The sequence below is a fragment of the Pseudomonas nabeulensis genome (assembly GCF_004682045.1).
Lineage (GTDB): Bacteria > Pseudomonadota > Gammaproteobacteria > Pseudomonadales > Pseudomonadaceae > Aquipseudomonas > Aquipseudomonas nabeulensis.
Genome location: NZ_QUZT01000063.1, coordinates 20,998 through 38,254, shown reverse-complemented (window position 1 = coordinate 38,254; position 17,257 = coordinate 20,998). Strand labels below are relative to the sequence as shown.

Genomic DNA, 17,257 nt, shown 5'->3' with positions numbered 1-17,257 from the left:
GAAAGCCGCTCATCTGGTGTTTCCTTAAATGACAGGCATTAGGGCAAGCCCCCTCCCACATTTGATCTGATTGAACATTTGGATTTGTGTTGGGCATAAAAAAGGCGGCTACCTTCAACAGGTAACCGCCTTCGTTTTGCCGCCAGTAAAGCTTAATCCGGCAGTTTAAACGCCATCACGTAGTCGCCCTGCTTGGTGCCCAGGGAGCCGTGACCGCCGGCCATGACCAGCACGTATTGCTTGCCGTCTTTACCGGTGTAGGTCATCGGGGTGGTTTGCGCGCCGGCTGGCAGACGGCCTTCCCACAGTTGCTTGCCGTTTTTCACGTCATAGGCACGCAGGTACTGGTCCAGGGTGCCACTGAGGAACGCGACGCCACCGGCGGTGGTGAATGTGCCGCCCAGGCTAGGCACGCCCATGGTCAGTGGGATTGGAACCGGTGAGCTGTCGCGCACGGTGCCGTTCTTGTGCATCCAGATGGTTTTGTGGGTGGTCAGGTCGACCGCCGCCACATAACCCCAGGCCGGTGCCTGGCACGGCAGGCCCATTGGCGACAGCAGCGCTTCGAGGATCACGCCGTACGGCGCGCCTTTGTTCGGCTGCACGCCTTCGGTTTCGCTGACACGTGGGCCTTGCTTGGCGATGTCGGCCGCCGGGATCAACTTGGACTTGAACGCCATGTAGCTCGGGTTCACGAAGGCGATCTGACGCACTGGGTCAACGGAGATGCCGCCCCAGTCGAACACGCCGAAGTTGCCTGGGTAAACGATCGAACCTTGCAGCGATGGCGGGGTGAACGCGCCGTCATAACGCATCGACTTGAAGTCGATCCGGCAGATCAGTTGGTCGAACGGGGTCACGCCCCACATGTCGCGTTCTTTCAACGGCGGCGGCATGAAGTTCAGGTCGGACTTCGGTTGAGTCGGCGAGGTGTGATCACCGGCCACTGCGCCTTGCGGAACAGGGACTTCGTTGATCGGCACTACGGGCTGACCATTGGTGCGGTCCAGAACGTAGATGCTGCCTTGCTTGGTCGATGCCATCACCGCTTGCTTGACGCCGTCAGCGGTCTTGATGTCGATCAGGGTTGGCTGGCCGCCGACGTCCATGTCCCACAGGTCGTGGTGAGTGAACTGGAAGGTCCATTTCACGTGGCCGCTGTCGATGTCCAGGGCGGTCAGGCCGGCGCTGTATTTTTCCGAGTCTTCGGTACGGTCGCCGCCGTATTGGTCGGGCATCTGGTTGCCCATCGGCAGGTACAGGGTGCCGAGTTTTTCATCCACGGCGAACATGGACCACATGTTCGGCGAGTTGCGGGTGTAGGTCTTGCCCTCGGCCAACGGGGTGGTGTCGTCCGGGTTGCCGCTGTCCCAGTTCCACACCAGCTTGCCGGTGTGCACGTCGAACGCACGGATCACGCCGCTAGGCTCGTCGGTGGAAACGTTGTCGGTCACGTGACCGCCGATCACGACCAGGTTCTTGGTCACGGCCGGTGGCGAAGTGGAGTAGTAACCGCCTGGGGCGAAGCTGCCGATATTGGCACGCAGGTCGACCTGGCCTTTGTCACCGAAGTCTTCGCACATCTTGCCGGTGTCGGCGTTCAGGGCGATCAGACGGGTGTCGGCAGTCGGTACGAAGATGCGTTTCGGGCAGGCAGTCGGCGCGGCAGCCGGGCTGGCGCTGCCGGTTGGGCTCTGCTCGGAGGCGTATACAGCGTCATCGTGATACGACACGCCACGGCAGGTCATGTGCGCCCAACCCTTGAAGTTTTCAGCGCCTTGGCTGCTGATCTTCGGATCGAAACGCCAGATTTCCTTGCCGGTGTCCGGGTCCAGGGCAATCACTTGGCTGTGCGGGGTGCACACGTAGAGCATGCCGTTGACTTTCAACGGGGTGTTTTCTGCGGTGGTCTCGCCTGGATCATTCGGGCCAGGGATATCGCCGGTGCGGAAGGTCCAGGCTGGCACCAACTTGCCGACGTTTTCCGGGGTGATCTGCGCCAGGGGCGAGTAGCGATCACCGTGGGCCGAGCGGCCATACGAGTTCCAGTCGCCATCGGCCTGGGACGGTGCAACGCTGGCCATGCCAGGTACGGCGTCGCGGTCCAGTTGGCCGGTCTTGACCATTTCACCGGGGTTGGTGAATTGGCTGGCCAGCGCGGTCGCGCCGGCCAATACCACGGCCACGCTCAGCGCGCCGGTGCCCAGTGGCGCAGGTTGGGTGCGCAGCAACGGACGGCGGAACCACGGGAGCAACATGACGATGCCCAGGGCGAACAGCAGCGCCAGGCGCGGCACCAGTTGCCACCAATCCAGGCCGACTTCCCACAAGGCCCACACGGTGCTGGCGAACAGCACCAGTGCGTACAGGCCCAGCGCGGCGCGATGGGTAGCCAACAGCAGCACGCCGGTCAAGGCGATGCCGATACCGGCCAGCAGGTAATACAGGGACCCGCCGAGCATGCTCAGCTTGACGCCACCGGCCAACAAGGCCAGGCCCATGATCAGCAGCAAGACGCCTAGCAGCCTGGGCAGCAGGCGGCTTGGGCTTGAGGCACCATCAGTGCTCATAGTGTGTTTCTCCGTTACGTTGGAATTATGTAACCCCATGCTTCACTGTAGATGACGATTCGGCACAGGCTTGGTTCAGCGTTATTTGGTTTTTCTGGGGATAAGGGTGGTTATCCACAGGCGGGCGATTTATCCCCAGGCGCAGGTCGGGGTGAGACAGCGCTGTCTTGGTGGGAAGGGAAATTCGGCAAGATGGGGTCGACCGGGAGGTGAAACGTTTCAGATTGTTGCCGGCAAGGATAAAGGGAGTGGGCGGCGAGAGAAAGGATAAATCGCGATATGCATCATTTCTGATTTGGTAACAGTGACTAAGTGTCGCTGCAAAATGACTGTGAATGGAGGGCTTCTGTGGGAGGGGGCTTGCCCCCGATAGCAGAGTGTCAGCCAACAAATCTGTAGCTGACGCACCGCCATCGGGGGCAAGCCCTCCCACAGGGGAACAGCGGTGTGAGTTAGAAGGTTGTTCTAATCCCGAATTGCACACTGCGCCCCGGCGCCGGCGCGATATCCCGCAGGATCGAGCTGGCATAACGCACAGTCTGGTTGGTCAGGTTCTCTCCGTTCACAAACGCCAACCACTGGCTGCCACCGACGTTGAAGCGATAACCCGCGCTCGCCCCCAGCGTGGTGTAGCCGTCGGTGCCACTCTCGTTATCCGGCACCCGGCCTTGGCCAGCCGCATGTTCCACGTCAATCCGCGCCTGCCAGCGGTCCAGTTCCCACAGCAAACCGCTGTTCAAGCGCAGCGGGGCAATACGCGGCAAGGCTTCGCCGGTGTCGAGGTTGGTGGCGCGGGTGTAGTCGCCCGACAGCTCCAGGGCGAACTTACCGTAGGCGCCTTCGCCCAGCTTCCAGTGATCCTGGGCTTCGAAGCCGGCGAAACGCGCACGCACGCCGGAGTATGTGTACTCAGGGATGCCGTCGGCGTCCTCTTCACCTTCATCGTTCAGCGTGCGACCGCTGCCCAGCAGGCCGATGTAGTTGGAGAAGTGGCTGTAGAACACGCCGAAGCTGCCCTTGTGGGTGCCATTGTCGAAACGCAGCGCCAGGTCACTGGACACTGCTTTTTCTTTCTTGAGGTTGGCATCGCCCAGCTCGTAGGTGCCGGTGGCCACGTGGGCGCCATTGGCGTACAACTCGTAGAAGGTCGGCGCGCGCTCGGTGTAGCCCAGGGTGGCGGCCAGGGACCAGACCGGCGTTAGGGTGTAGACCGCGCCCGATGACAGGCTGCCGGCGGTGAAGTCATTGGACTTGTCGGCGTTGGCGAAGCGTTCATTGCCCTTGGCGTTCGGGTCGACACGGGTGTGTTCCAGGCGCCCGCCGAGGCTGAGTTTCAGGCGCTCGGTGGCCTGCATTTCTTCGAGGATAAACAGCGCGCCCGCGTTGGTGTCGGTCTGCGGCACGAAGGCTTCTTCGCCCAGGGCCGAGAACTCGTTGCGGGTCACCTGGGCACCGATCACGCCATTGAAAGGGCCGATAGGTTGGTGCCGGGCTTCGACGCGGGCTTCATAACCCTTGTTCTTGAAGATCGTCCCGGTTTCGCCATCTTCGATTTCGCGGTGTTCGTAGTCGGTGTAACCCGCATCGAGTTTGACCGAGGTAAACGGGCCTTGCAGGTTGCGGATCTCGGACGCAAAGGCGTAGTGATCCTGCTTCATGCGGATGCGCACATCCTGCTCGGCGGGGGAGCCGTAGTTGGCGTCGTAGTTGCTGTAGGACAGCCCGGCGTAACCGTCGTCCCAGGTGTAGGAACCACCCACCGCGCCGCCGTCCTGGCGCCCGTCGCTGTTACCCAGGCGGCCGTTCTTGCCGGGTTCGTCGTCGCTGGCTGGCGCGTGGCGGCTGCGGGCCTGGCCGGGGATTTTCAGGTCGTTGAATTCCCGCGCATTGGCGTCCAGGTGCAAGGCAAACGTGCCGTTACCGGCCTCCAGCTTACCGGCGCTGCTGCGGGTGGTGTCGGCGCCGCCGTAGCGCAATTCACCGGCACCGTGGATGCCTTCGATGGCTTCGGTGGGGATGCGGTTGTCGAAGGTGTTGACCACGCCGCCGATGGCGCTGCCGCCGTACAACAGGGCCGCAGGGCCACGCACGATTTCAATGCGATCGACGTTGACCGGGTCCAGCGGCACCGCGTGGTCGTAGGACAACGACGAGGCGTCCAGCGCGCCCACGCCATTGCGCAGCAGGCGAATACGGTCGCCGTCCTGGCCACGGATGATCGGCCGGCTGGCGCCGGGGCCGAAGTACGAGGACGACACGCCCGGTTGCTTGTTCAAGGTCTCGCCGAGGCTGCCTTTTTGTTGCAGGGTCAGGTCATCACCTTCCAGCACGGTGGTGGGCGAGGCGAGTTGTTCGCTGCCCAGCGGGTTGCCGGTGATGACTTGGGGTTGCAGCTCCAGGGCGTGGGCTTCGGAGCTGATCAGCAGGGCGGCGGCGAGCGGGGTCAAGCGCCAGAGAGAAGAGAGGGACATCGGACATTCCTTGGCAAAACGGCGAAAAGATTGGATAACAATAGTTACAATATAACATCTCTTTTTCGCTGGGAACGGGAACTTTTTATAACCGGGCAGTCAGGGTGCTAAGGTGTGCACCTTCGTGATCCATTTTTCATAGGCCCGGCATGACCGCGACAAGCAACGACCCTCTCCACGGCGTGACCCTGCAACACGTCCTCACCATTCTGGTGGAACACTACACATGGGAAGGCCTGGCCGAGCGCATTGATATCCGCTGCTTCAAGAGCGACCCCAGCATCAAGTCGAGCCTCACGTTCCTGCGTAAAACCCCATGGGCGCGGGAAAAAGTCGAAGGCTTGTACGTGAAACTGATGCGCACCAAACGTCCGTTGGATTGACGCAATGAAGCGGTGCGTGGCAGCGGCGGCGCTGGCCGGGTGGGTAGGGTTGGCGATCCAGCAATACCTGATTTTCTATTCACGCTGGGAGTCCGGCGCCAGCCTGCTCGGCGGGCTGATCAGCTTTTTCAGCTTCTTCACCGTGTTGACCAACACCCTGGTGGCCGTGGTGTTGAGCTACGCCCTGGTGAATAAAGACTCGGCGGCGAAGCGGTTTTTTCTCGCGCCAAGCACCAGCAGCGGTATTGCCGTGAGCATCGTGGTGGTGAGCCTGGCCTACAACCTGTTGCTGCGGCATTTATGGCAGCCCGAAGGGTTTCAATTTATCGCCGACGAGTTGTTGCACGACGTGATGCCCGTGCTGTTTTTTATCTACTGGTGGCGGTGCGTGCCCAAGGGCAGCCTGGGGTTGAAACACATCGGCGCCTGGGCGATCTACCCGTTGGTGTACTTCGCCTATGTGCTGCTGCGCGGGCATTTGCTTGGGCAGTATCAGTACCCGTTCATGGATGTGGACACGCTCGGTTATCCACACGTGTTTGTGAATGCCGGGGGGATATTGGTGGGGTTCTTGTTGGTGGCGTTGGTGGTGGTGGGGCTGGATAAAACCCTGAAATCACCCCGAACTTAGATTGGACACAGGTCCAAATGTGGGAGGGGGGCTTGCCCCCGATAGCGGGGTGTCAGTCAGCACATCGGGTACTGATACACCGCCATCGGGGGCAAGCCCCCTCCCACACGTATTACTCTTCGTCACTGCCCTCGGCACGCCAGTAGCCCACGGCCTTGAGGAATTCCTCGTTGACCTGGTGAGTGTCCAGCAACACCCGACGGACCTGCCGCGACCGTTTGCTTTCCATCGCCACAAAGCTGTACAGCGAGCCACTCGGCAACGTCAGTTTGCGCACAGTTTCCAGCAGGTCATCCTGGCCGCGAATCACCCAGATCACCTCGACGTTTGCAGCACTTTGCAGCGCCTGCTTTTCTGCGGCATCGGCGATTTCAATCACGGCCAGGACAGTCCGCCCCGCCGGCAATTCTTCCAGGCGCCGCGCGATGGCGGGCAAGGCGGTTTCATCGCCGATCAGCAAGTAGCTGTCGAAGATATCCGGCACGATCATCGAGCCCCGTGGCCCACCGATGTACAGGTGCTGGCCGACCTGCACCTGCTCGGCCCACGTGGACGCAGGGCCATCGCCATGCAGCACGAAGTCGATGTCCAACTCGCCGCTCTTCAAATCGATACGACGGGGCGTGTAGTCGCGCATCGCCGGCTGCGGGCCATCGCCCTTGATGCTGAAGGTCGGGCTTTCCAGTGCTGCCTGTTCGGCGGCGTTCTGCGGGAACAGCAGCTTGACGTGATCGTCGCTGCCCAGGCTGACAAACCCCGCGAGTTCCGGGCCGCCCAGGGTGATACGGCGCATGCGCGGGGTGATGTCGACCACCCGCAATACGTCGAGACGGCGGCGTTTGATTTCGTGGCTGACGCGGTGGATGACTTGCGTATTCATTGAGCTTTCCCGTCGGCGATGGATTGGGCAGTGCTGTTGAGCAGCGCCGCGACACGTGCGATTTCTTCCGGGCTCCAGCGCCCGTGGTGCGAGTGCAAGGCATGGCGAAGGTTGTGCACCGCCTCGTGGATTTCCGGCGGGCGGTCCTGGCCGCGCAGCGAGCGCTTGCTCACGTCGATGCGCATGCGCACCCCGTCCAATGCAACGGCTTGCTCGCTTAAGAAGAGACGACCGGCGTCGGTGATTGTGTAGCGTTTTTTTCCGCCTTCGGCGTCGCCGCTGATCAAGTCGCTTTCTTCAAGGAAGGTCAGGGTCGGGTAGATCACGCCAGGGCTGGGGCTGTAGGCGCCATCGAACAGGCCCTCGATCTGGCGGATCAGGTCATAGCCATGGCACGGCTGTTCGGCGATCAGCGCGGGCAGCAGCAATTTCAGGTCGCCGGGGGCGAACACCCGTGGGCCGCGGCCTCCGCCACCGCGTTCGCGGGTAGGGCGTTTCTCGAAACCATCGCGCTCATCGCGGTGGTGGGGGTGGTGGTGTTCTCTCATCGTTATGCTCTCCGTTTTCGGTAAGACATAACTTAAGATATATCTTATTGCGTGTGCAAACCTTTCTGACCAGCGGCCATGCACAGTGTCCCGGTGCCGGGTTGCAAGTACGGCATCAGGATCGGCGCCATGCCCTTGAGTACCTGCACCGGCAACGCCGAGGTAAAGGTGAAATGCTCGGCGGACTGGCCCGGCACGAAGGCGGTCAGCGTGCCGAAGTGATGCTCACCCAGGTAAAACACAAAGGTCGCCGTGCGGTTGATGGATTTGGAACTGAGAATCCGCCCGCCGGCGGCGATGGCTTCGATGCGGTTATCCCCGGTGCCGGTCTTGCCACCCATGGCCAGCGGTGAGCCGTCGGCCAGTTTGAAGCTGCCGGCCACACGTTTCGCCGTGCCGGCATCCACCACTTGAGACAGGGCACCGCGCAAGGCCCTGGCGACTTCCACCGGGATCACCTGCTTGCCCGGCGCTGGGTCGTTGACCACCTGGGTTTCATACGGTGTGCCGGCAGCAAAGTGCAGTGTGTCGATACGCAGCACCCGTGGGCGTACACCGTCGTTGAGGATGATGCCCATCAACTCCGCCAACGCGGCGGGCCGGTCGCCGGAGCTGCCGATAGCAGTGGCCAACGATGGCACCAGGTGATCGAACGGGTAGCCCACGGCCTGCCAGCGCTGATGAATCTCCAGGAACGCCTCGATCTCCAGCATGGTGCGGATGCGGCTGTCCCGCGCACTTTGATGACGGCTTTTGAACAACCAGCTGTAGACCTCCTGGCGCTCGAATTGGCTGGCCTTGACCACCTCGGTGAACGTCGCGTCGGGATGGTTGAGCAGGTAGCCCAGCAGCCACAAATCCAGCGGGTGGACCTTGGCGATATAGCCCTGGTCGGGCAGGTCGTAGGCGCCGGGGCCGTAGTCCTTATAGAGTTTTGCCAGGCGTTCGTCGGTGAGTTTTTCATTGGTTTTCACACCGACCAGATGGGAACGCACAAACAGGTTGAAGCTGGCCTGGCTGGCATCAGGTAGCAGGTAGCGATGCACGGCGGCCAGCCGGATCGGCGTGGGGCGCAGGCTGTCGAGGAAGGTTTCCAGGCGCGCCTGGGTGTCTTTCTTCTGGTATTTGCGCCAGAACTTGCGCAGGAATGTGGTGCCTTCGCGGTCGGCAAACCCGGCAAGGTATTCCTGGCGGCGCGGGTCGCTGTCGTCCTTGAGCAACTCGGCGCTGTTGTTCTCGCCGGAGTAGGTGACGTAACGCACCACATCACGCATCAGGCGAATGAACGGCAGGTTGATCGACTCGCGCAGGGCATCGCGCAGGGTGGGGCTGCGGCCGTTGTCCTGGCTGCGGAAGTTATGGAAGGTGTGCAGGCCGCCGCCGGTAAAAAAGCGTTCGCCAGGGCTGGCTGAGTAGGTGCGGTCGAGGGCCGCGTCGAGCATGTGTGCAAGGGACTTGTCCGGCGTCTGGATCAGGTAGTCGAGGGCCCACCGACTGAGGCGGTCCTGGTCATCGACCTGGATTTTTTTCAATTCGGCAGGCGCACGGGCGGCGTATTTATCGTGCAGCTCACTGATGATTTGCAGGTACGTGGTGAGCACCCGCAGTTTGGCGGTTGAGCCCAATTCCAGCTTGCTGCCCTCGTTGATATCGAAGGGTTGGTCGGTGTTGTCGGTTTGTACGCGCACCCGCGAGCCGTCCGGTGTCAGTTCGAACAGCGTGAAGCTGTAGCGCACCTGGGCGGTGCTGGCCGGTGTCAGCAAGCGTTCGCCGAGCAGGCCGATCTGGCGGGCGTAATCCGGGTCGGCAAGGTGCTTGAGGTAGTCGCTGACCTGGCCCTGCAGCTGCGCCTGTAACGTGCTGGTGGCGGACAGGTCGAGGCGGTCCAGGTCGTACAGCGGCCGGTTGAGCAGTGTCGCCAAACGGCTGCGTGCGACGCTGATGCCTTTATTGGTTTCAATCGGCTGCACGGTGGGTTGTTGCACCCAGTCGCGGTAGGTGACTTTGCTCGCCAGCGCCGCCTTCAACAACGCCGGTTCGATCACGCCGTTCTGGGCCAGCAGGCGCAGATGGCTGTCGGTGAGGTCGGCGAGTTCATCCCGCCCTTTGGCCAGGTAATGGGAGGGACGGCGCTGGGCGATGATCAACGACAATACCTGGCGCAAAGCCAGGCCTTGCTGCGCATTCACCGGACCGCGCAGCGCCTGGTTGACTTGGTTGAAGTCGGCGCCGTACCACACCCGCAAACCCTCGGCCATGCCATGCACTTCGCCATGTCCCGGCACTGCCGACAGAGGCACGCTGTTGAGGTAGTCGCGCAGAATATTCTGGCGTGCCGGCAAAGTGTCCGGGCCATCGTGGTACGCACGCACGGCGGCGGAAAACATCTGCCGCAGTTTTTCCCCGCCGGAGACGGTCAGGCCATCCGGCGAATGGCGGTACTTTTCCAGTTGCGTGGCCAGGGTACTGCCACCGGCACTTTGCCCAGGCAGGTGCAGCAGCTTGGCGACTTGCGACCATGCGGCCTTGGCAAACCGTGGCCAATCCACGGCGGGGTTGGACTGCGGTTGGGCGGGGTCGAGCAGGTCGCGGTTTTCGATAAACAGCAGGCTGTTGGTCACCAGCGGCGGGATCGCGGCGAAGCTTTCGTACAACTGTTGCGGGTAGTTGTATTGGTACAACGGCACCGCACGGCAATCGGTAATCGATAAGCCGGCCTGGATTTTTTCCGCGTAGGGCACGAACAGGCCTTTGGCGCTGTAGTCCATCAGCGCGGGAGAAAAGCGCGATTGCGCCTGGATCACATACCCGCGCTTGAGCAGGCGCGGCAGGAAAGTGCCCAGGTCGCTGTAACCCAGGCGTCGGTCGAATGGCCCGGCGCCGGGATAGGTGATGGTATCGCTGGGGCCGGGCTTGACCTCATAGGTGAGGTCACGGGCCAGGCGGCTGAGTTCCTGAGCTTGCAGGCGCGAGGTGCGCATCTCTTTGGCTGCGGCGAAACCCAGGGCGATCAAGGCCATCAGCACAATCAGCCAGAACAACCGGCGAACGTAGCGCGGCCCGTGTGGTTTTTTTGATGAAGGCGCTGGGTCCGAACTGCCGTGTACTTTCGCAGCCTTGGTCGAGTCGGTTTGCCACAGTGCGCCCATAGTCGATTGATCCCTTGCACGCAGATTGATCGGACTTGCTGGAAGCTTAGTCGCTGTGGGCGGGGCGTGAAGGAAAAGTCTGTAGGAATCATGGCTGAGGGTGTTTGGGACCCGTCATCAACGGATTCAGCCAGGCAGGGTCGTTGGCACGGCCCCAGCGGTGCTGGATACCGTCGTGAAAGTAGATCGAAATATCCTGGAGGTCCCAGGCGATCATCTTCACGTTCAGCTCCCTCAAATAAACCTGTGCCGGGCAGGTGATGGCGGTCCACGGATCACACACCCACAGTCCGCTCCAGCCGGGCTCGCTGAAATCCACGGTCTGTTGCAGGCCCGCCGGCGGAGCGCCCACCACAACGAACGTATGGCCTTTGCCGCTCCAGACGCGGGCGCTACCGCCATTGGTGCGGATCACCTCGCGGGCGACGTGGGCCATCTGGTCGCAATTGCCGGCCCCGGTCTTGAGGATAGCCTCGGTATAATTAACGTGGCCGATTTTGCTGTACTCCCACATGACCACCGACTGCGCCACTTGCATCCGGCGGATGTCCTGCGGCGTGCTACTGACAACATTGGCCGAGCCGATGCCGGTGCTTTGCACCACACCCTGGGTACTGGTATTGGCTTGTTGTGCCAGGTAGCCATTGATCTGGTCGATGCTCGGGGCCCCACCGGGTACAGTCGGACGTGGTGGCCAGATGTCCAGCTGGACGGGTTTGGAGACCACGTTGATGTCCAGGCGGCGCCCTTGATCGCTGGCGTTGAGCAATAACTCGCGTTGTTTCATGACGCTCAAACCGCCGGCTTTTACCTTGATACGGGCCACCTTCGCGGCGTCAAAACCGCGCCGGGACAATTGCCGCCAGAGCACTTCCAATGTAGGGAGCGTCACCAAGGGTTGGTCGGCGATCATGCTGCCTGCATTCAGGTACTGGTTGCGCCGCTCGCAGAACGCCCGAATCAAGGCCTGGTGCTCGCCACCGAGGCTGTAGTCGAGCTGGTTGAACAACAGGGCATCGCCTCCGGCAGGCGTGGTGTTGGCCCGATAAAAGACCCCGGCATCCGCCTCGACTACCCATTGCACCTGAGTGGACATCCCCGGCTGATGCAGGCTGACCTTGAGCGCGCGGCGGGTGCGGATGTCGTCGATGCCATCGACCAGTGCGTGCACCCTGACCACCGCAGATTCAAGGCTCAACTTGTTGTCCAGCTCATCATCGGGCAAGCCGAACTGGGGCTCATTGTCGATGCGTTTACCGGTGGTTTGGGGTTTATAGACCAGGGGTCTGGGCTGCGGCAAAGGGGTCAGTTCAAACTCGGTCGCCTGGGGGGTGACCTCGTAGACGCGGCGGTTGAATACCAGCTTGCGCTTTGCACCATCGACGGTCGGTCCGGGAATCAGGCGGATGTGGTCCAGCGCCTGCACGCGACGTTTGTGGATGTCTTTGCGCAACGCATACAGCGTCTTGGTGAAGCAGACGAACGGGACTGGGCTGCGCTTGCTCCTTCCTGTGGCGCACTGCTGGTCAAGGGTGCCGGCCAGTTGGGCGAAGCGGGGCGAGGTGAGGGGCTCGAACCTGTCGGGGTTGTCCGGCAGCACCCGCCAGATGCCGTTCTGGGTGATCAGGTCGGTGGTGTTCAAGCGCTGCATGACCCATGGCGGAGTTTCAAACCAAGTGCCTGCAACCCGGGCGGCATACCCATCCATGGCCGTGATGGTTTGGACGGTGATCGCTGTGTCGAGGTCAAACTCGTTGAGCAGCCGGCTGTAGGGCGTATTGTGGGCCAGTCGTTGCCGGGCCTGGCGCAATGCCCCTGCAAGTGCGCGCTGGCCGGCGTGATTCAGGCGCAACAGGCCGTTGCGGCCCAGGCGCCACAGCGCGGGCACGCCTTCCAGCGGGTTAAGGGTGGCATTCAGGTAGCCGGCACTGAGGCGAGTCAGTTGCAGCAACTTGACCGAGGTCGGCAAGCTTTTTTGCAGGTCGGCCAATCCGCTGGTCAGCCAATGCCGGGTCGGCACGAACAGGCCGAACAGGTCGAAAAAACAACTCCAGGCGCCGTCGATCATTTGGCGGGTATTGCCCGAGCTCATGTCGGTGACACAAGCCCGGAACGGGATCAGGTTCAACAACGCCTCGGATAACCGCTCGGCGCTGTTTCGCTGGTCTTCCAGCGTGGTCGACCCGCGTGCCTGGTTGAGGAGTGTGTCGATATCCAGGAAAAAGTGTTTTTCGACGATGGTGGTTGCCAGCAGTCGGTTGCGAGGGGCATCGAAGGTGAGCGCCTCACGGGGCTCCAGCGTCGCGTCGAATGTGGCGATGGGGTCGACGACCACCGTGGAGCGCGCCGCAGAGGTCGGTTGCAGACCCTCGGCATACGCGGGCCAATCGAGGGCCAGGAGGCTGCCGGTAAACAAATGGGTGACCGGTTCAGTGCTGTGGGGCGTTCCAGTCGTCACGGTCAAGCGGTGGCCGCCCAGGGTCAGGTGTGCCGGCAGCCGGTGGTTTTTCTGGATGTAATTGAGCAACGGGAACAGCTCGTAGTCATGAATAACCTGGTGATGTTCGCAGCGCAACCACAGGCCGAAGCGGCCCGTACGGGCCATTTTCTCCGGCAGGCTTTCCCGGTTCTCAGGTACACGGGCTGGCTGGCGTACCACCAGCAGTTGCAGGGTGCCGTGTTGCAGGTGATGGCGGTCAGCCAGTGGCAATTGTGCCAACAGGTATTGAATGGCGCAGGTGTATGCCTGTTTAAGGTTCGCGATATGGGCGGTGGCGGTTTCGTTGAACAGCGGCAAGACAGGTTTGAGATGTACCAAACGGGGGAGGAGGGCATTGAGATCGACCTTGGCGTCCAACGAGCGCCAGCGTGCGTGCATCGGCTGCAAATCACCGCTCATGTGCAAGTCCACCAGCGAATGCAGGGTGTGGCCGGGCAGTGTATGAGGCGGTATGCCCAGAGGGCTGCCGACCCATCGCAGGCACTTCTCTTCCAGCCCGCCGTGGCCGGGAAACACCCGCTGCAGATCGGCGAGGGCGAGGCTGCGGCGGCTGGTCATGGGGGTGACCAAGTGGCGTGATGCTTCGCGCAGCTTCTGAAGGCGTGAGGTCAGTTTGTCTTTCACAAGGTTGAGAGCGTCGGGTGTAAGGCTAGGCGCGGGCAACTCACCCTGGGCCTGCGCCCAATCGATCAGCGGGCCGGTGGCATAGTGTTCACGCCACTGGTTTTCCTGGGCATCGTCCGACTGACGGGTGGCCAGCGCCATGACATCGGCGAATTCCATCAAGCGTGCCGCGCCAGGGGCCAGTTCCTCCGCCATCAACACGCCATGCTTGAACACCATCCACGCATGGGAGCTCATGAAATACAGCGATTGAGGAATATCCCGTACCAGGCATTCAGGGGCTATGCCGGCCAGTAACAGGTGCGCAGCCAGGGCGACGCAGCGGGAAGTGACCCTGCCGGTGTCGATTAAGTGCAATTCAATGTGGTTGCGCAGCGCGCGATAGGGCCGTCCGTGGAAGTCGCTGTGGTTCAGGTTCAGGCCGGCGACGCTGTAGCGGCTTTCACCCGCCTTGGGGTCAAGGTCAAGGAGAATGGCGGCCAGCATCAGGGCGTCGCGACTGGCCCAATAGACAGGCCCCTCGCGCCAGCCGACACGGGCCATGAGTTGATCGGCCAATGGCCGGGCGACAGGGCGGGCCAATAATTGCTGCACCTGCACGTCGGCCATCGCTGTTGAAAAGGACGGTGCCAGGTCGCCCGCCAGGTACTCGAGCAATCCGCTTGCACGGCCTGACAAGGTCGCATTGACCACTTGCCTGACGGCCACGCGCTGCTCGGCGGACAGCGTCAACGGACCTTGTTGAGGCTGTCCCAGAGCTTCCCAATAATTGGCGTAGCGCGGTGATTGCAGGCGCGCAGGCGTGACGTTCAACTGGTGTCGAAAGTGTTCCAGCGCATTGGCGGAGTGGGCCAGGTCGCAGCCCGGTGGGACGGCGAGCGGGACCTCGTTGCGCAGTTGATCGATCAAGTCCCACGCGGCGTCGCGTGTGTCCGGCAGGGGCAGGTCATGGGCCTTGAGCACGTATGCCAGGCTGACTTTGCCGTCCAGCCGGATCACTGCATCCAGGCGCGCCGCGAGTGATTTCAGGCGCTCCAACGCAGCGCCCCGAAGCATCGAGTCTTGCGCGATCTCGACGCGCCAGCCGTTCTCTTGCGCGGCGGTCACGCGCATGTCCCAGGGGTCGTATTCCAGGCTGTCGGGTAGCTGGCCTGATGTTGGCGTGTGCGCGGTAATCTGCGTGAGCAGCGTCGATGCGCTACGCATGTCTACGGCCAGGCGCGACTCGGAACCCAGCCAAAAATGTGCTCGATACACGGTAAGGAGCGTGAAAGGTTCGTCGGACACATCGTGTTGACTGACGTGGTGCAGTAATTGAGCTGCCAGGGATTTGCGATCCTGATCCAGAGCGGCGAAGGCGAACTTCAACGCCGCCTGGTCGGCGAACCCCTGTGCCAGCGCTTCGCTGACCACGCTGCGCTGTGCCCGATCGAGCGGTTGGGGGTAGCCATAGAAGCGCACTATTTGCCGGGGTGGCAGGCTATCGCTATCGGGAAGGCCTGCATCATCCGGGTCGACGATCTGACGGATCCTGGAGTGTTCAGGGCGACCGACGGCACTGCGCAGCAGTTGCCACCACGCACCCAGCGTGGAGTCGGCAGGCACCTGGATAGACGCCTGCGGGCGTTTGAGGTGGTCGATCAAGCGGTCGGCCAAGAGGCGGTCGCCTGCCTCGCGATTGGGCGGAGAAGTCATCCTTGAGCATCCTGTGAAAGTGGTCGAGTGCGCACCATGTTGCACCGCCTGATTCACCCTCGCAGTGCGACCTTTCGGCATGGGCCACCCCCGGTATCGGATTCGGCTGACGGCACGTGCCGTGCGATACTTGTCGCCGATTTGCAGAATGTCTCTCTTTAAAAAAAACGTTTTATCGGGAAAAACCACTGAATTTCCAATGCTATAGAGTGAATCAGCCTGGGCTGGAGTTTTTATACTGCTCGCCCGCTGATCTTGCCGTGCAAGACGTGTTCGTCCATGAGACGGCGCGGTTTCGGCAAAGGCGCAGGCCACTCGCTTGCTCTTTTGGAAACTCGGCGGTCTATCCAATAACAAGATGAGGTTGTACCCCTATGCCAGTCGGCAACCCACTGCCCCATGGCGAGACCGCTCAAGGCGGCCCGCTCAAACGTGAACTCGGCGAACGGCACATTCGCCTCATGGCCCTTGGCGCCTGTATTGGTGTCGGCCTGTTCCTCGGCTCGGCCAAGGCCATCGAAATGGCCGGGCCGGCGATCATGCTCTCCTACATCATCGGCGGTCTGGCGATCCTGGTGATCATGCGCGCCCTTGGCGAAATGGCTGTGCACAACCCGGTCGCCGGTTCTTTTAGTCGTTACGCCCAGGATTATCTTGGTCCGCTGGCGGGTTTCCTCACCGGCTGGAACTACTGGTTCCTGTGGCTGGTGACCTGCGTCGCCGAGATCACCGCCGTGGCGGTGTACATGGGGGTGTGGTTCCCAGACACTCCGCGCTGGATCTGGGCCCTGGCCGCGCTGATCAGCATGGGCACCATCAACCTGATCGCAGTGAAAGCTTTCGGTGAATTCGAGTTCTGGTTTGCGTTGATCAAGATCGTCACGATCATTGCGATGGTGATCGGCGGCGTCGGCATCATCGCCTTCGGCTTTGGCAACGACGGCGTGGCCTTGGGCATTTCCAACCTGTGGAGCCACGGCGGCTTTATGCCCAACGGCGTGCAGGGCGTATTGATGTCCCTGCAAATGGTGATGTTCGCCTACCTGGGCGTGGAGATGATCGGCCTTACCGCCGGTGAAGCACGCAACCCGCAGAAGACGATTCCCAGCGCCATCGGTTCGGTGTTCTGGCGCATCCTGTTGTTCTATGTGGGCGCGTTGTTCGTGATCCTGTCGATCTACCCATGGAATGAAATCGGCACTCAGGGCAGCCCGTTCGTGATGACGTTCGAGCGCCTGGGCATCAAGACCGCCGCGGGCATTATCAACTTCGTGGTGATCACCGCTGCGCTGTCCTCGTGCAACGGTGGCATTTTCAGCACCGGACGCATGCTCTATAGCCTGGCGCAAAACGGCCAGGCGCCGGCCACCTTCGGCACCACGTCGAGCAACGGCGTGCCCCGCAAGGCGTTGCTGCTGTCGATCTTCGCCTTGCTGCTGGGCGTGTTGCTCAACTACCTGGTGCCTGATCAGGTATTTGTATGGGTCACCTCCATCGCCACCTTTGGTGCGATCTGGACCTGGTTGATGATCCTGTTGGCCCAGCTCAAGTTCCGCAAGGGCCTGAGCCCGGAAGAACAAGCCGGGCTCAAGTACCGCATGTGGTTGTACCCACTCAGTTCCTACCTTGCCCTGGCGTTCCTGGTGTTGGTGGTGGGCTTGATGGCCTACTTCCCGGATACACGAGTGGCGCTGTATGTGGGCCCGGCATTCCTGGTATTGCTGACGGTGTTGTTCTACGTGTTCAAGTTGCAGCCGGCTAACGCAGCAGTCGCCACTGCGCGTTAACCTGCCGATGAGCGTCTGC

9 protein-coding genes are annotated in these 17,257 nt (G+C 61.7%); 3 read left to right on the top strand and 6 right to left on the bottom strand.

Annotated features, from left to right (window positions below; all coding sequences use genetic code 11):
- Nucleotides 1-152: 152 nt before the first annotated feature.
- Nucleotides 153-2,570, bottom strand: a complete 2,418-nt coding sequence (locus tag DYL61_RS25100; protein WP_135310574.1) for a glucose/quinate/shikimate family membrane-bound PQQ-dependent dehydrogenase — start codon at nt 2,568-2,570, stop codon at nt 153-155.
- A gap of 452 nt (nt 2,571-3,022) precedes the next feature.
- Nucleotides 3,023-5,041: a TonB-dependent receptor gene (locus DYL61_RS25095; protein ID WP_135310573.1), complete on the bottom strand. Its 2,019-nt coding sequence runs from the start codon at nt 5,039-5,041 to the stop codon at nt 3,023-3,025.
- Nucleotides 5,042-5,190: 149 nt separating this feature from the next.
- Here DYL61_RS25095 and DYL61_RS25090 point away from each other — a divergent pair, with 149 nt between their 5' ends.
- Together DYL61_RS25090 and DYL61_RS25085 are read left to right on the top strand one after the other, a co-directional pair.
- Nucleotides 5,191-5,424 (top strand): VF530 family protein, encoded by a 234-nt coding sequence (locus DYL61_RS25090; protein WP_135310572.1) that lies wholly within the window; start codon nt 5,191-5,193, stop codon nt 5,422-5,424.
- A 4-nt stretch (nt 5,425-5,428) separates the two neighbouring features.
- Nucleotides 5,429-6,055 (top strand): Pr6Pr family membrane protein, encoded by a 627-nt coding sequence (locus tag DYL61_RS25085; RefSeq protein WP_135310571.1) that lies wholly within the window; start codon nt 5,429-5,431, stop codon nt 6,053-6,055.
- A 112-nt stretch (nt 6,056-6,167) separates the two neighbouring features.
- Here DYL61_RS25085 and DYL61_RS25080 read toward each other — a convergent pair whose 3' ends face one another.
- From DYL61_RS25080 to DYL61_RS25065, 4 genes are all read right to left on the bottom strand, one after another.
- Nucleotides 6,168-6,935, bottom strand: a complete 768-nt coding sequence (locus DYL61_RS25080; protein WP_135310570.1) for a siderophore-interacting protein — start codon at nt 6,933-6,935, stop codon at nt 6,168-6,170.
- Nucleotides 6,932-7,483, bottom strand: a complete 552-nt coding sequence (locus tag DYL61_RS25075) for a PadR family transcriptional regulator (protein WP_135310569.1) — start codon at nt 7,481-7,483, stop codon at nt 6,932-6,934. The genes DYL61_RS25080 and DYL61_RS25075 overlap by 4 nt, the downstream gene beginning before the upstream one ends.
- Nucleotides 7,484-7,527: 44 nt before the next feature.
- Nucleotides 7,528-10,632: a transglycosylase domain-containing protein gene (locus tag DYL61_RS25070; RefSeq protein WP_135310568.1), complete on the bottom strand. Its 3,105-nt coding sequence runs from the start codon at nt 10,630-10,632 to the stop codon at nt 7,528-7,530.
- An 88-nt stretch (nt 10,633-10,720) separates the two neighbouring features.
- Nucleotides 10,721-15,451, bottom strand: coding sequence for a hypothetical protein (locus DYL61_RS25065; RefSeq protein WP_135310567.1), 4,731 nt, complete (start codon nt 15,449-15,451; stop codon nt 10,721-10,723).
- Between the two features lie 374 nt (nt 15,452-15,825).
- On the opposite strand from DYL61_RS25065, the gene DYL61_RS25060 reads away from it, so the two are divergent.
- The gene (locus DYL61_RS25060; protein WP_135310566.1) at nt 15,826-17,238 is read left to right on the top strand and encodes an amino acid permease; all 1,413 of its coding nucleotides are present in this window, start codon (nt 15,826-15,828) and stop codon (nt 17,236-17,238) included.
- Nucleotides 17,239-17,257 lie beyond the last annotated feature (19 nt).